Source organism: Pseudarthrobacter sp. RHLT3-21 (assembly GCF_059383495.1).
Window position 1 is genome coordinate 24,284 of the sequence record NZ_JBWZCI010000008.1, and the last position, 14,165, is coordinate 38,448.

The 14,165-nt window shown below is 65.4% G+C and carries 12 protein-coding genes; 3 read left to right on the forward strand and 9 right to left on the reverse strand.

Going from position 1 to position 14,165, the window contains the following annotated elements:
• Window positions 1–79 precede the first annotated feature (79 nt).
• Window positions 80–493, forward strand: coding sequence for a VOC family protein (locus AC50YA_RS10735; protein ID WP_494982273.1), 414 nt, complete (start codon window positions 80–82; stop codon window positions 491–493).
• A gap of 82 nt (window positions 494–575) precedes the next feature.
• Here the strand turns inward: AC50YA_RS10735 and AC50YA_RS10740 are convergent, their stop codons facing one another.
• Window positions 576–716: a hypothetical protein gene (locus AC50YA_RS10740; RefSeq protein WP_494982274.1), complete on the reverse strand. Its 141-nt coding sequence runs from the start codon at window positions 714–716 to the stop codon at window positions 576–578.
• A gap of 151 nt (window positions 717–867) precedes the next feature.
• Window positions 868–1,752, reverse strand: a complete 885-nt coding sequence (locus tag AC50YA_RS10745; protein WP_494982275.1) for a slipin family protein — start codon at window positions 1,750–1,752, stop codon at window positions 868–870.
• 517 nt (window positions 1,753–2,269) lie between these two features.
• On the opposite strand from AC50YA_RS10745, the gene AC50YA_RS10750 reads away from it, so the two are divergent.
• A complete protein-coding gene (locus AC50YA_RS10750; protein WP_494982276.1) occupies window positions 2,270–2,998 on the forward strand; it encodes an NADPH-dependent FMN reductase in 729 nt (242 codons plus the stop codon).
• Between the two features lie 113 nt (window positions 2,999–3,111).
• On the forward strand, window positions 3,112–5,607 hold the full coding sequence (locus tag AC50YA_RS10755; protein ID WP_494982277.1) for an ATP-dependent Clp protease ATP-binding subunit: 2,496 nt from the start codon (window positions 3,112–3,114) through the stop codon (window positions 5,605–5,607).
• A gap of 728 nt (window positions 5,608–6,335) precedes the next feature.
• Here the strand turns inward: AC50YA_RS10755 and AC50YA_RS10760 are convergent.
• From AC50YA_RS10760 to AC50YA_RS10790, 7 genes are all read right to left on the reverse strand, one after another.
• The gene (locus AC50YA_RS10760; protein ID WP_494982278.1) at window positions 6,336–8,318 is read right to left on the reverse strand and encodes an aconitate hydratase; all 1,983 of its coding nucleotides are present in this window, start codon (window positions 8,316–8,318) and stop codon (window positions 6,336–6,338) included.
• Between the two features lie 205 nt (window positions 8,319–8,523).
• Entirely contained in the window at window positions 8,524–8,952 is a 429-nt protein-coding gene (locus AC50YA_RS10765; protein ID WP_494982279.1) for a hypothetical protein, read from the reverse strand.
• A gap of 545 nt (window positions 8,953–9,497) precedes the next feature.
• Complete coding sequence (locus AC50YA_RS10770) at window positions 9,498–10,517, reverse strand: beta-ketoacyl-ACP synthase III (RefSeq protein WP_494982280.1); 1,020 nt, start codon at window positions 10,515–10,517, stop codon at window positions 9,498–9,500.
• Window positions 10,518–10,559: 42 nt separating this feature from the next.
• The gene (locus AC50YA_RS10775; RefSeq protein WP_494982281.1) at window positions 10,560–11,441 is read right to left on the reverse strand and encodes a potassium channel family protein; all 882 of its coding nucleotides are present in this window, start codon (window positions 11,439–11,441) and stop codon (window positions 10,560–10,562) included.
• Entirely contained in the window at window positions 11,422–11,661 is a 240-nt protein-coding gene (locus AC50YA_RS10780) for a hypothetical protein (RefSeq protein WP_494982282.1), read from the reverse strand. Before AC50YA_RS10780 ends, AC50YA_RS10775 begins: the two co-directional genes overlap by 20 nt.
• Window positions 11,662–11,709: 48 nt before the next feature.
• A complete protein-coding gene (ctaD, locus tag AC50YA_RS10785) occupies window positions 11,710–13,446 on the reverse strand; it encodes an aa3-type cytochrome oxidase subunit I (protein WP_494982283.1) in 1,737 nt (578 codons plus the stop codon).
• Window positions 13,443–14,165, reverse strand: coding sequence for a class I SAM-dependent methyltransferase (locus tag AC50YA_RS10790; protein ID WP_494982284.1), 723 nt, complete (start codon window positions 14,163–14,165; stop codon window positions 13,443–13,445). The genes ctaD and AC50YA_RS10790 overlap by 4 nt, the downstream gene beginning before the upstream one ends.

Sequence of the window (14,165 nt, forward strand, 5' to 3'; positions counted from 1 at the left end):
CGGCCTGGATTGGCTTCGCCATGGCTGACCTGCCCGGTTTGTGCTGGCCATATGCGGCCGGCAGGTCAACAATGACTGAATGGGGTATTCAGCCAAGGTCGCGTCATCCGTTCTGTTCGTATCCGAACTTGACCGGTCCGTGAACTTTTACCGCGACCTATTCGGATGTGAAGTAACCCTGCGCTCGGGGGAGGCTGCCCTTCTCCTGACGCCGGCGGGCTTCCAGTTGTACATCATCGAACGCGGCAAACATGCTGAGCGCCACCCGGGCGGGCTGGGACACCACCTCTTGATGTGGGCCACAGACAGCGCCCAAGGCCTGGAATATTTCGAACAGGCACTGAAGGACGCGGGCAGTTACACAGACACCCACACAGCCGGTGAAGTCACGTTTGTCGAAGGCCGCGACCCCGACGGCCTTCGCGTCGTCATAGCCCATCCTGATCCCGCACAACGGCCGCGTTCAATCTTCGACAGCCGCCTGTACGCCTGACGGAACAACCTCGGAAGAAGGCGCCGTGAATCGCCCCCCGCTGACCCCGCCAGATCCGTGCCGTAAAGCGGCAAAGCCGTTTTCAGTGGTCCGCTGCCAAGTGCCGCCTGAGCTGTTCAGGAAAGTCCTCATAACTGGCGATGAGGTCAGCCAGATCGAACATGGGCGGAAAATCGATGACCGGCTGATGGCCGGCCAGAAACACCGCCGTCTCCCTGGCCACCTGCCGATCGTATGCACCCGGGAGGCATGATCGGTCCTTTCCGTTCCGTCATGATCGGCCCGTGGCGGAAGCGCTTTCCTTCATTCATGAACGGATCGTCGCACGGTCCCGCCGCCCCGCCAAGGGTTCTGACGGGATGGACGTCGACGGGTCAGCGGCCCGACGGGAGGCGCACGGCGGCTGCTTCGGCCGGAACGGGCGTATTGTGCCCCTGCGGGCGGTATGCGGCCCGGACCGGTGGTTTTCCTTGCGAGCTTGCCGCGGCCTGGTTTTCCCGGGCCAGAAACGCGGAGAGTTCCCCGATGGTGCTCATCAAGGGGGCAGGGAAAACGACGGTGGTGTTCTTGTCCACACCGATTTCGACCAGGGACTGCAGGTTGCGCAGCTGCAGGGCCAGCGGGTGGGCCATCATGATGTCGGAGGCGTCCCCGAGGGCGGCGGCGGCGATGGCTTCGCCTTCGGCGGCGATGATCTTGGCCCGCTTCTCCCGCTCGGCCTCGGCCTGGCGGGCCATGGCGCGCTTCATGCTCTCGGGCAGCTGGATGTCTTTCAGCTCGACGAGGGTAACCTCGACGCCCCACTCCAGGGTGAGGGCATCCAGGATCTCCCGGATATCGCTGTTGATCCGCTCGGTTTCGGAAAGCGTCTGGTCCAGGCTGTGCCGGCCGACGACTTTGCGCAGGGTGGTCTGGGCGATCTGGTTGATGGCTGCCGCGACGTTTTCAATCGCCACGACGGACTTCACGGCGTCGATCACCCGGTAGTACGCAACGGCGGAAATATCGACGCTCACGTTGTCCTGGGTGATGATGCCCTGTGACTGGATCGGCATGGTCACGATCCGCAGGCTGACCAGCGGAAGACGGTCGATCACCGGGATGATGAACCGCAGCCCCGGCATCCTGACGCCGGTGACCCGGCCGAGCCGGAAGAGCACGCCCTGCTCATACTGACGCACGATCCGGATGGACATTTTCGCCACGATGAACAGCAGCACGATGATGATTCCGGCAACAACATAGCTGGTGGGGTCCATCAGGATCCCTCCTTAGTGTCCTGGGCCGGGTCTGTCGGCGCCGGTCCGGCGCCGGGACACGGCCGTTGTCCTATTGTCCCATCAACCCAGGGAAATGTGCCTGCGGATCCGCCGGCAAAAGCCAGCGGAAGCACCCACCCCGCGGGATTGGGGAGACGGCTGGTTAGTGCCATGACGGGTCCTGTCTCCCCGGCCGGTTCAACGACATGACCGGCAGTGCCACCGGAGCCCGGGGAATAGGTTGAACCGTCCATGGACGGTCCTGCAGATTTCGGGGGACCGACGCCGGTGTTTCGCGGCCGGGACAGGTCCGGACGGCCCGGTCCGCGGGAAGCCGGGCCCGTCCCGGAGTGTTAAAACGGGTAAGGAGTCCTGTAGTTGACGGGAGGCGCGGCTTCATGCTCAGGATAGCGGTCGTGCTCGGAAGCACCCGCCCGGGCCGCAGGGGGAAAGCCGTCGCAGGCTGGGTCTACGAACAGGCGGCAAACGCACCGATGCGCAGTTCGAACTCGTCGATGTGGCCGACTTTGGTCTCCCGCTGCTCGATGAACCGCTCCAGCCGTCACTGGGGCACTACCGTGAGGAACACACGAAGGCCCGGGCGGAAACCATCGTATCCTTCGACGGGTACGTCTTCGTCACCGCGGAATACAAACACTCCGTGCCCGCGGCACTGAAAAACGCCCTGGATTTCCTCTACCGGGAGTGGAACAACAAAGCGGCGGGCTTCGTCAGTCACGGCGGCACCGGGGGGACCCGGGCGGTGGAACATCTGCGGCTCATCGCCGCGGAGCTGCAGATGGCCGATGTCCGCGCGCAGGTCGCCTTGCCTCTGGCTACGGAGTTTGAAAACTACACCACCTTCACACCGTCGCCCCGGGCGGTACAGGGCCTGGGCGCGGTCTTCGACCAGGTCATCGCCTGGGCCGGAGCCCTCCCAACCACTGCGCCGCTGACAGACACCACCGGGTCATCAATACGGGTCTTCAATCCGGGTCTTCAATCCGGCTTGATCGCCCGGCGCCGGGCGAGCCCGCCGTCAATGCAGCAACAACCGCAGTACCCGGGGCACCCCGGTACCCGGGGCACCCCGGCCGCCAGGGACTCATATGCGTGCCGCCACCTACATCCACCGTGCGTTCCGTACGCGGTGGCGGGAATTGAATCGGGCATCCAAGGAGGTGTCATGGCGGCGGAGGCCACTCGCCGTGGCACGCCGGATAGCGGTGCGGCAACCTGCCACTGACCCGGGGACGTCAGATGAATCTGGCTCTCTAATCTCCTGCCTCCGGCGAACGCCTCCAAGCGGGCCTGAGGCGACGTAGCATCAGGGTAGGCGGCAGCTAGGAGTGTGGCGAAATGTTTGAGCGATTTACGGACCGTGCCCGTCGCGTGGTGGTGCTTGCCCAGGAGGAGGCACGCATGTTGAACCATGGTTACATTGGTACCGAACACATCCTCTTGGGTCTGGTCCATGAGGGTGTGGGTGTTGCCGCCAAGGCTCTGGAGTCCTTGGGTATTTCGCTCGACGGTGTCCGTGAGCAGGTGCAGGAGATTATCGGCCAGGGCCAGCAGGCCCCGTCCGGCCACATTCCCTTCACGCCGCGCGCGAAGAAGGTGCTGGAGCTCTCGCTGCGCGAGGCCCTGCAGTTGGGCCACAACTACATCGGCACGGAGCACATCCTGCTCGGACTCATCCGCGAGGGTGAGGGTGTGGCCGCCCAGGTGCTGGTCAAGCTCGGCGCGGACCCGGACAGGGTCCGCCAGCAGGTCATCCAGCTCCTCGCCGGCTACCAGGGCAAGGAAACCACGGGCGCAGACTCAGGCCCGGGCCAGGCCGAAGTCACTCCTGCGGGTTCCGTGGTTCTGGATCAGTTCGGCCGCAACCTGACGCAGGCTGCGCGCGAGAACAAGCTGGACCCGGTGATTGGCCGCGAATCCGAAATGGAACGCGTGATGCAGATCCTCTCGCGCCGTACCAAGAACAACCCGGTCCTGATCGGTGAGCCCGGCGTCGGCAAGACCGCCGTCGTCGAGGGCCTGGCCCAGGCGATTGTCCGCGGCGATGTGCCGGAGACGCTCAAGGACAAGCAGCTGTACACGCTGGATCTGGGCTCCGTGGTGGCAGGGTCCCGGTACCGCGGTGACTTCGAAGAGCGGCTGAAGAAGGTCCTGAAGGAGATCCGCACCCGCGGCGACATTCTTTTGTTCATTGACGAGATCCACACCCTGGTCGGTGCGGGTGCCGCCGAGGGTGCGATCGATGCGGCTTCGATCCTTAAGCCGTTGCTGGCCCGGGGCGAGCTGCAGACCATCGGTGCCACCACGCTGGATGACTACCGCAAGCACATCGAGAAGGATGCCGCGCTGGAGCGCCGCTTCCAGCCGATCCAGGTCAAGGAACCCTCCGTGGCCCACACCATCGAGATTCTCAAGGGCCTGCGTGACCGCTACGAGGCACACCACCGGGTCACCATCACCGACGGCGCACTGGTCGCCGCGGCGAACCTTTCGGAGCGTTACATCTCGGACCGCTTCCTGCCGGACAAGGCAATCGACCTGATCGATGAGGCCGGCGCCCGGCTGCGCATCCGCCGGATGACGGCCCCGCCGGAGCTCAAGGCGATGGACGAGCGCATCGCCGCCATGAAGCTGGAGAAGGAGTCCGCGTTGGATGCGGAGGACTACGAGGGGGCCGCAGCGCTGCGCGACAAGGAGCAGAAACTCGTGACCGTGCGCAAGGAGAAGGAGCGCGGATGGAAGACCGGCGGCATGGACGACGTCTCCGAGGTGGACGAGGATCTGATCGCGGAGGTGCTGGCGAACTCCACCGGCATCCCGGTCGTCAAGCTGACCGAGGAAGAGTCCTCGCGTCTGCTGAAGATGGAAGACGAGTTGCACCAGCGGGTCGTCGGCCAGGATGAGGCGATCAGGCTCGTTTCGCGGGCTATCCGCCGCACCCGTGCAGGCCTGAAGGACCCCAAGCGTCCGGGCGGTTCGTTCATTTTCGCCGGCCCCACCGGCGTCGGCAAGACCGAGCTCGCCAAGGCCCTGGCCGAGTTCCTGTTCGGCGAGGAAGACGCCCTGATCACCCTGGACATGTCCGAGTACTCTGAGCAGCACACGGTGTCGCGGCTCTTCGGCGCCCCTCCGGGCTACGTCGGCTACGACGAGGGTGGGCAGCTGACCGAGAAGGTCCGGCGTCGTCCGTTCTCGGTCGTCCTGTTCGACGAAGTTGAGAAGGCCCATGCGGACCTCTTCAACTCCCTCCTGCAGATCCTGGAAGACGGCCGCCTGACCGACTCCCAGGGCCGGGTCGTGGACTTCAAGAACACCGTGATCATCATGACCACCAACCTGGGCACCCGGGACATCTCCAAGAGCGTCGCCACCGGCTTCCAGTCCGGCACGGACACGCAGACCGGCTACAACCGGATGCGCGCCCGCGTCACGGAGGAGCTCAAGCAGCACTTCCGCCCCGAGTTCCTGAACCGTGTTGACGACGTCATCGTGTTCCCGCAGCTGACCCAGGAGGAGATCATCCAGATCGTGAACCTGATGATCGGCCGCCTGGAGCAGCGCCTGGCAGACAAGGACATGGGCATCGAACTGACCAAAGCTGCCAAGGTTCTCCTGGCAACCCGCGGCTACGACCCGGCCATGGGTGCCCGGCCGCTGCGCCGCACCATCCAGCGCGAGATCGAGAACCAGCTCTCCGAGCAGATCCTCTTCGGCGAAATCCACCCCGGCGAGACCATCACCGTCGATGTTGACGGCGAGGGCGAGGACGCGACGTTCACCTTCACAGGAAACACGAAACCGCGGATCCCGGACGCACTGCCCGCCGCGACCTGAACAGCAACCACGGCTGACCACCGTTGAGGCGGGCTGAAGCCTGGTGTCGCAACTCACTGTCCTGCAGGGTGTGGTCGTGGACCGGGCGGCAGGCTGTTGCCCACGGCCGGGCGCTTGCGGACCTGTGCCGGCCGACACCCTGGACACTGCAAGACTGCAGATCCTGCGGCATCCCATTAGCCATTGAACAAGTCAGGAGCCTGAATTCGCGCGCGTCCTGTTCCGGCGTAGCGGCCCTGGCTAGACTTGGGCCAGTACTCCGAGGGTGACTACGGTACGGACGGAACGGTGGATCCCATGCGTAAGGCCGGAACCGACAAGGAGTGAACCCGCATCCGATCTGAGGGGAAGAACGCCGGGGCTCCTGGGGCCGGTGGGCTGGAGGGCAGATTTCACCAGCCACCGACATCTTGACGGGGACAGGTAGAGCGCTTCCACAATGACCTCCCTGACGGCCGCGAGCTGGCCCTGTGCATTCCCGATGGTTGTTGCGTCATCCCGCCGCTGCTGCCGGAGGCGTTTGCGCTCGTGGACAGTTTCCCGCTGTCCAGCCATCGGAGTGCCCGGCAGCGTCGGGAGTGCGGCCGGAACCACTATCGGTGTTAGCTGGACATCGCTGACACTCCTAATCGGATGAGAGCCATGAGCGTGAATGATCGTTGGGCGTATCGAGTGTCCGGCGCGCCGGATGGAAGCTTGAAGCACAAATGTAAAGGCGCGGGCCTATCTTACTTCCCTAGAATCGCGGCGTCCCGCGCTCTCCGCTCGCGCAGCCAGGGGATGAGACCGCCCGCATGGAGCATGTCGACCTGACGGGTGGAGAGACTGTGCCGCACAGGGTAGACCGCATCGCTGGTCTCGTTGCGCACGAGGATCTCCGTGCCGGCCACGAGCGCCTGGCGCGTGCCTGTCAGCAGGAGCACATCGCCTTGCCGGATACGATCGTGGTCGGCCGCATTCGTGAACTCGAGTGCGAGGACGCCGAAGTTGGCCAGGTTCTGCCAGTGAATGCGCGCGAATGAGACGGCGATTACCGCGCGCAGCCCCAGGAATCGCGGGGTGATTGCGGCGTGCTCCCGTGAGGATCCCTGGCCGTAGTTGGCGCCGGCGATGACAATGTGGCCGGACGTGTCGCGGGTTTGGGCGGCGCGGGCAGGGTAGGTTTCGTCGATCTGGTCGAAGGTGAATTCGGCGAGCTTGGGGATGTTGCTGCGGTAGGGCAAGACGCGCGCGCCGGCCGGCAGGATCTCATCGGTCGAGACATCGTCCCCCATGACCAGGGCGACCGGCGCCTCGATGCGGTCGGCGAGCGGGCCGAAGACCGGGAGCGAGGAGATGTTTTCGCCCTTGATCAGTGTCACTTCGGAGGCCTCGTCCGGCGGCAACGGCTTCTCGAGCATCGTCAGGTTCACGCTCGACACCGCGGGGAGTTCGAGCTCGGGGTACTCCATATCGAAGAGCTCGGGCAGGTCCCGCGGGTCGGTGATGGTTCCGGTGAGTGCTGCCGCCGCGGCCGTCTCGGGCGAGCAGAGGTAGACCGAGTCTTCCCGGGTTCCCGATCGGCCGGGGAAGTTGCGCGGCATGGTGCGCAGGCTGTTCGTTCCGTTCGCGGGAGCCTGACCCATGCCGATGCAGCCCATGCAACCGGACTGATGCAGCCGCGCTCCCGCGCTGATCAAATCGAAGGTGGCGCCCATTTTCGTCAGGTCCTGCAGGATCTGACGCGAGCTGGGATTGACGTCGAAGGACAAGCCGGGGTGGGACTGCCGCCCCTTTGTGATTGCGGCGACAATCGCAAAATCGCGCAGCCCAGGATTCGCCGATGACCCGATCACGACCTGCTCCACCGGGCGGCCGGCGACCTCCCGTACCGGAACAACATTGCCCGGTGAGCTGGGGAGCGCGATGAGCGGCTCGATCGCGGAGAGGTCGAGCTCCTCGGTCACGTCGTAGCCGGCACCAGGGTCGGCGATAAGTTCGGTGAAGTCGGCCTCGCGCTGCTCGGCGCGCAGGAAGGCCCGGACCTGATCGTCAGCCGGGAAAACCGTGGTCGTCGCACCGAGTTCGGCGCCCATGTTGGCGATCACGTGCCGGTCCATCGCGGTCAGTGTTGTGAGGCCGGGGCCGTGGTACTCGATGATCCGGTTCAGGCCACCATGGACGCCGTGCCGACGCAGCATTTCGAGAATGACATCCTTGGCGCTGATCCACGGCGGCAACTTGCCGGTGAGCCGCACGCCCCAGATCTCCGGCATCTTGAAGTAGAGCGGTTCACCCGCTATTGCCAGGGCCACCTCGGTGCCCCCGACGCCGATGGCCAGCATCCCGAGCGAACCCGCGGCCGGGGTGTGGCTGTCGGAGCCGACCATGGTCTTACCCGGAATGCCGAACCGCTGCATGTGGGTTGGGTGAGATACCCCGTTGCCGGCCTTCGAGAACCACAGACCGAACCGCCGGCAGGCGGAGCGGAGAAAATCATGGTCCTCCGCGTTCTTGCTGTCGGCCTGCAAAAGGTTGTGGTCGACGTACTGCACGGACACTTCGGTGCGTGCGCGGTCGAGTCCCAGCGCCTCCAGCTCAAGCATGACAAGGGTTCCGGTCGCGTCCTGGGTGAGGGTCTGGTCAATATGCAGACCAATCTCAGACCCCGGAATCATCTCCCCCGTAACGAGATGGGATGCGATGAGCTTCTGGGCGACGTTGTAGGCCATGGTGAGCGTCCTTACTCGATAGGGCTGCCCGCAGACCTGCCGGGTAAGGAACCGGCCTCCGGAGGTATTCCGCTTATCCCAAACGTAACCCCCTCATGGCGCCGGGACCAGCGGTTGGCACCTCACCTTGCAACCCCGGCCGGCCGGGCCGACGCTCAAAGCTGTCTTGGTTCTGATTTGTCCGTAGTTCCGCCGCACGTGAATCCTAGTCCGTACGGTTCTGGCCGCCGGTTTCATCGCGGTGCGCCTGCCGTGCGGTGTCCCCGTCCAGCGACTCATGCGACGCCGGTCCGCCTATGCCGTAGAAGTCGCTTTCGGGCGGCGCGTAGGCCTTTGAGTGGTCGTGCTTTGGGGTGCCGGATGTCGCCCCGTCCTTGGGCGGTGTGGTGTCGTGCCGGGGTGTGCCGGTAATTTCTTCCTTCGCTTTCGTCCCCGCCTGGCTTGCCTGTTCCTGAACTTCAGGTGTTTTGTTCCTGGGGGTCCCGTCGGTGTCGGAGACTTTTTCCCGGTGGGTCGGGCCCTCCCGGAAACCGCGGACTTTTACTTTGAGTTTCACGTAGATGCCCCTGCCTGCCCGGCTCCCAAGGACATAGCCGACCGCCATACCTGATACGAATACGAGCTTATTTTTCATTTCGGTGCTCCTGCTTCTCTTCGGTGACAGTGCGTGCGCTGAATCGAACCAGCATCATTGTGCGACCCGATGCGGCAAGGTTTGGCTGTGGTTCCGTGGGTGCGGTTGCGGATCGATGCCCAGTTTCGTCAGTGCCGTGCGCACGAGGGCCGGGACCGTTCCCGGGGGGAATGGCCAGTGTCTGGCTGATGCACTCATCGTCCCGTCCGTGTGCGAGCGGGGCGGGAGACGCTCCGCAGGGGCCAGGTTGACGGGGGACGACGTGGCAGGCCGGGGCTGCCTGTCCACGGTCCCGGCAGTAGCTGCGGAACCGGCCGTGTGCGCCGGCCTGAACCCTTCACTGTCCAGAAGTATCCGGAGCCCCTCTCGGACCGAATGCAGGCAGGCCACAATCACGACGCCCGGTCCGGGTGTCGTTGAAGGGCTGGCTTCGTTCCTGATTCTGTTCCTCCTCGTCCTGAATCGTCGCAGTGCGTATTTAAGTTTCGTACTTTCGTTTGCCCCGTAGGTGTCGATGGTCCTGCCCCGGCACCGCGCGCGGCCCGTCAGGAGAGGGGCGGGGCGCCTGCCGGGAGAATAGCTGGGGTGTTCCGGGGGGTGCGGATGACCTGGCCGGCGAAGGCGAAACCGCCGCCGAATCCGAAGAGCAGGGCGGGGCTGTCCGGGGGTACTTCCCCGTTGCGGACGAGTTTGGCCAGCGCGATCGGGATGCTGGCTGATGAGGTGTTCCCGGAGTGGATCACGTCGCGGGCGGTGATTGCCCGGGGGATGCCGAGCTGGTCGGCAAGGGGTTCGATGATCCGAAGATTCGCCTGGTGCGGAATGAATGCGGCGAGGTCCTCGGGGCGGATTCCCGCCAGTTCGCAGGTCCGGCGTGCCAGTTGCGCTGCCTGTGTGATGGCCCAGCGGTAGACGGTGAGGCCCTCCTGCTCCAGGTGCAGGGAGGGTTTTTCTATTCTGACTGCCTGTGCGAGGGCCGGTACTGAGCCCCAGTGGACCGGCCCGACCCCGGGTTCGTCGGTGGCAGTCAGGATTGCGGCGCCGGCACCGTCTCCGACCAGGACGCAGGTGCTCCGGTCGGCCCAGTCGGTGAAGTCGCTGAGTTTTTCCGCTCCGATGACCAGGGCTGTGGTCGCGGACCCTGCCCTGATCGCCTGATCGGCGATGGCCATCGCATGGGTGAAACCGGAACAGGCGGCGTTGACGTCGAAAACGGCTGGCGACGCGGCGCCGATGCTGGCCGAGACCCGGCCTGCGGTGCTGGGGGAGCGGTCCTTGGCCGTGACCGTGGCAACGATGATCAGGTCCAGGTCCCCGGCGTCCATCCCGGCGTTCTGAAGGGCGTCCTGTCCGGCCCGGATGGCCATGTCGGCTACGGATTCGGTGTCGGCGATGCGGCGCGATTCGATGCCGACTCTGCTGCGGATCCATTCGTCGCTGGTGTCAACCAGCAGGCTCAGCTCACTGTTCGTGAGGATCCTGGCCGGTTGGTAGGATCCGACGTCGACGACACGGGATCCGCGGACAGGCGGGTCCGGCATGCTGCGAGGGGGGGACGGGTTCATGGGTGGCTCCTGGTCTGGGTGCGGTATGGCATGACGGGTCCGTCAGCGCGGGTGAGTGGGAAGGTGGTCGGTGCCAGCATGCCCCGGGGAGGGGGCATTGAACTGGTCGATGCGGGCTGTGAGTTCTTCGATGCGGGCGGTGAGCCGGGTGAGTTCGTCGTGGATGGGTGCCTCGGCGGCGCCGAGTTCGGCCGCGGTTTCAGCGGCAACATGCTGGACGAGCCAGGATGCCACGGCGGCGGTGACGATCCCCAGGACCGCGATGCCGCCGATCATGAGTCCGGCGGCGACGAACCGGCCAAGCTCCGTGACCGGGTAGAAGTCGCCGTAGCCGACAGTGGTGATGGTGGCCACGGCCCACCAGAGGGCGTCGCCGAAAGTGGTGATGTTCGCTCCGGTGGTGTTTTGTTCCACGTCCAGGGCGGCCAGGGCGCCGGCGTAGGTGAGCAGGGCCGCCGCGGACAGGACATAGGCGATGATGCGGCCCCGCAGGGCGCTCCCGGCGGCACGGTGCATCAGCTGCAGGAGCGTGATCAGACGGAGCAGGCGTAGGGGCCGCAAGACGGGCAGGACGACGATGAGCAGTTCGTGGAGGTTCCGGAGAAACCATCTGCCCCGGTGGGGGGCCAGCAGAAGGTTCATGGCATAGTCCACGCCGAACGCGGCCCAGGTGATCCAGATCACCGCCTCGAGTGTTCCTGACCGGGCTTCGGGCAGGTTGGCGATGACCTGGACCGAGTAGGCGGCCAGGAACAGGACGGCGGCGGCGAGCAACGGCCATTCCGACGCCTGGCGCCAGGCCTGTTGGTTCAGGGCCGGGGGGCCCGGGCGGCGCGCACGGGCGGCGCCCCGATCGCGGGGACCGGGGCGGGCGTCGCTGCCGGTCCCCGCGACGGGACGGGGCTTACGGGTCGTGTACCGCATCGCGGTTTCCCTGGGATGGGGCGATCCTGGGCCTGCGGAGCGTGTCGAAGAGTTCAGGCAAGTCCATGTTGGCGGCCGCGGCGACCTCTTCCGGCGGGATTTGTGCCGCCATGGCCGTGCACAGGGCCTGGACGAGGGCCTCATGGGCCTGGTCGGTCTGCACCTGGATCATTTCCAGTTCGGCGGACGCGGACCAGATGCTGGTCAGGTACCGGTCCATGATGGTCCTGCTTTCGGTGAGGGGAGGACGGTAAGGAGCGCGGCGAGGTCAGTCATTGGAATCCGGGGAGCGGACATCGCGTTCTCCGATCTCGGCGGCTCCGAGGGCAGCGGCTGCCGGGCTGTGGGTGGTGTCATGGGTCCGGGTGGCCAGTTCGGGGTGGTGGAGGTCCAGTGCGGGGCGTTCGGAGCGGATCCGGGGCAGGGAGGTGAAGTTGTGGCGCGGCGGCGGGCACGAAGTGGCCCATTCCAGCGAGGCACCGAAACCCCAGGGATCATCCACTTCGACCTTGGGCGCGTTGCGGGCTGTGATGAAGATGTTCCAGAAGAACGGTATCAGGGAGGCGCCGAGGAGGAAGGAAGAGATGGTGGAGAACTGGTTCATCCAGGCGAAGTTGTCCTCGGGCAGGTAGTCGGCGTAGCGGCGGGGCATGCCTTCGACGCCGAGCCAGTGCTGGATGAGGAAGGTGCCGTGGAAGCCCACGAACAGGAGCCAGAAGTGGATCTTGCCCAGGCGTTCGTTGAGCATCTTGCCGGTCCATTTCGGCCACCAGAAGTAGAAGCCTGCGAACATCGCGAACACCACGGTGCCGAAGACGGTGTAGTGGAAGTGGGCGACCACGAAGTAGGTGTCGGAGACGTGGAAGTTCAGCGGCGGGGAGGAGAGGATGATCCCGGTCAGGCCGCCGAAGAGGAACGTGACGATGAAACCCAGGCTCCAGAGCATGGGGGTTTCGAAGGTCAGGGACCCGCCCCACATGGTGCCGATCCAGTTGAAGAATTTCACGCCGGTAGGCACGGCGATGAGCATCGTCATGAACGCGAAGAACGGCAGCAGCACGGAGCCGGTGACGTACATGTGGTGCGCCCACACGGTCACGGATAGTGCGGCGATGGAGATGGTTGCGTAGACGATGCCCTTGTAGCCGAAGATGGGTTTGCGGCTGAAGACGGGGAAGATCTCCGAGACGATGCCGAAGAACGGCAGGGCGATGATGTATACCTCGGGGTGGCCGAAGAACCAGAACAGGTGCTGCCACAGGACCGGGCCGCCGTTTTCGGGGTCGAAGATGTGGGCGCCGAATTTCCGGTCCGCGCCGAGGGCGAACAGCGCGGCTGCAAGCGGGGGGAAGGCCATCAGGATCAGGATGGCGGTGACCAGGGTGTTCCACGTGAAGATCGGCATCCGCCACATGGTCAGGCCCGGGGCGCGCATGCAGATGATGGTGGTGATGAAGTTCACCGCGCCCAGGATGGTGCCGAAACCGGACAGGGCGAGGCCGAAGACCCACAGGTCACCGCCGACTCCCGGGGTGAATGTGGTGTTGGACAGGGGGGCGTAGGCGAACCAGCCGAACGACGCGGCGCCCTGAGGGGTGATGAACCCGGAGACAGCGATGAGGGAGCCGAAGAGGAAGAACCAGAACGCCAGGGCGTTCAGTCTCGGGAAGGCGACGTCCGGGGCGCCGATCTGCAGGGGCATCATGACGTTCGCGAACCCGGCGAACAGGGGCGTGGCGAACATCAGCAGCATGATGGTTCCGTGCATGGTGAACAGCTGGTTGTACTGTTCTTTGGTTTGCAGGATCTGCATGCCTGGCTCGAAGAGTTCGGCCCGGATGAGCAGCGCCATGACCCCGCCGAGGCAGAAGAACGTGAAGGATGCGATCAGGTACATGTACCCGATGGTTTTGTGGTCGGTGGTGGTGATCCAGCTGACCACGATGCGTCCCTTGGACCGGGGGACCACGGCGGGGGTTGCGGGGAAGGTGGTGTTCGTGGTCATGAAGGGACCTCACGATTGGTGTGCCTGGTGGACAAGGGGGTGTTGAAGGACGGTACGTCCGGAGCCTGGGCAGGTTTGCGGGCCAGGACGACGCAGTCCAGCGCGGGGCGCCGGTACCCGGGGACGGGCCGTGAGAGGGTTTCGGCTGATTGGACTTCCAGGCCGGCCGCCCTGGCCCACGTGGCGACTTCGGTACTGTCGTGCAGCGTTGACCGGTCCCGCGGGCCTGTGGTGCCTTCGCGCGGGTCTTCCGGATCATGGCCGATGAACAGGAAGATTCCCCCGGGGGCGAGAGCCGGGGCGGCGCGGGCGATGACGCGTTCGAGGTCCGGTCCGGGCAGGTCCAGGAAGGCGGCCAGGACCAGGTCCAGGCTCGCCGGGTCAGGGATGGGCGCTGTGAGATCGCCGAATGTCCAGGTAATCAGCCCGGTCACACGCTCGGCGAAGGCGCGCTCCCGCCCGATGGCCCGGGCTTCTGCGGAAAAGTCCAGGGCCTGGACGTGCCAGCCGCGCCCGGCCAGCCAGACCGCGTGCCGGCCGTCCCCGGACCCGAGGTCCAGCGCCCGCCCGGGCGTAAGCCCGTTCAGTGCTGAGCGGACCGTCGAGCTGGCCGGGGACCAGCCGTAATCGGCGTCGGCGTACCAGCGGTCCCAGGCTTGCGCGTCTGCGGGGTAGCCGGTCCCGCCGGGTCTGGAGTGCTTCCACGCCGGAAGCGGCAT

Coding starts and splice junctions, on each gene's coding strand:
- AC50YA_RS10775 (WP_494982281.1), bottom strand. CDS start 11,441: ATGCGGTACACGACCCGTAAGCCCCGTCCCGTCGCGGGGACCGGCAGC.
- ctaD (WP_494982283.1), bottom strand. CDS start 13,446: ATGACCACGAACACCACCTTCCCCGCAACCCCCGCCGTGGTCCCCCGG.
- AC50YA_RS10755 (WP_494982277.1), top strand. CDS start 3,112: ATGTTTGAGCGATTTACGGACCGTGCCCGTCGCGTGGTGGTGCTTGCC.
- AC50YA_RS10770 (WP_494982280.1), bottom strand. CDS start 10,517: ATGAACCCGTCCCCCCCTCGCAGCATGCCGGACCCGCCTGTCCGCGGA.
- AC50YA_RS10760 (WP_494982278.1), bottom strand. CDS start 8,318: ATGGCCTACAACGTCGCCCAGAAGCTCATCGCATCCCATCTCGTTACG.
- AC50YA_RS10765 (WP_494982279.1), bottom strand. CDS start 8,952: ATGAAAAATAAGCTCGTATTCGTATCAGGTATGGCGGTCGGCTATGTC.
- AC50YA_RS10745 (WP_494982275.1), bottom strand. CDS start 1,752: ATGGACCCCACCAGCTATGTTGTTGCCGGAATCATCATCGTGCTGCTG.
- AC50YA_RS10735 (WP_494982273.1), top strand. CDS start 80: ATGGGGTATTCAGCCAAGGTCGCGTCATCCGTTCTGTTCGTATCCGAA.
- AC50YA_RS10780 (WP_494982282.1), bottom strand. CDS start 11,661: ATGGACCGGTACCTGACCAGCATCTGGTCCGCGTCCGCCGAACTGGAA.
- AC50YA_RS10790 (WP_494982284.1), bottom strand. CDS start 14,165: ATGCCGCTTCCGGCGTGGAAGCACTCCAGACCCGGCGGGACCGGCTAC.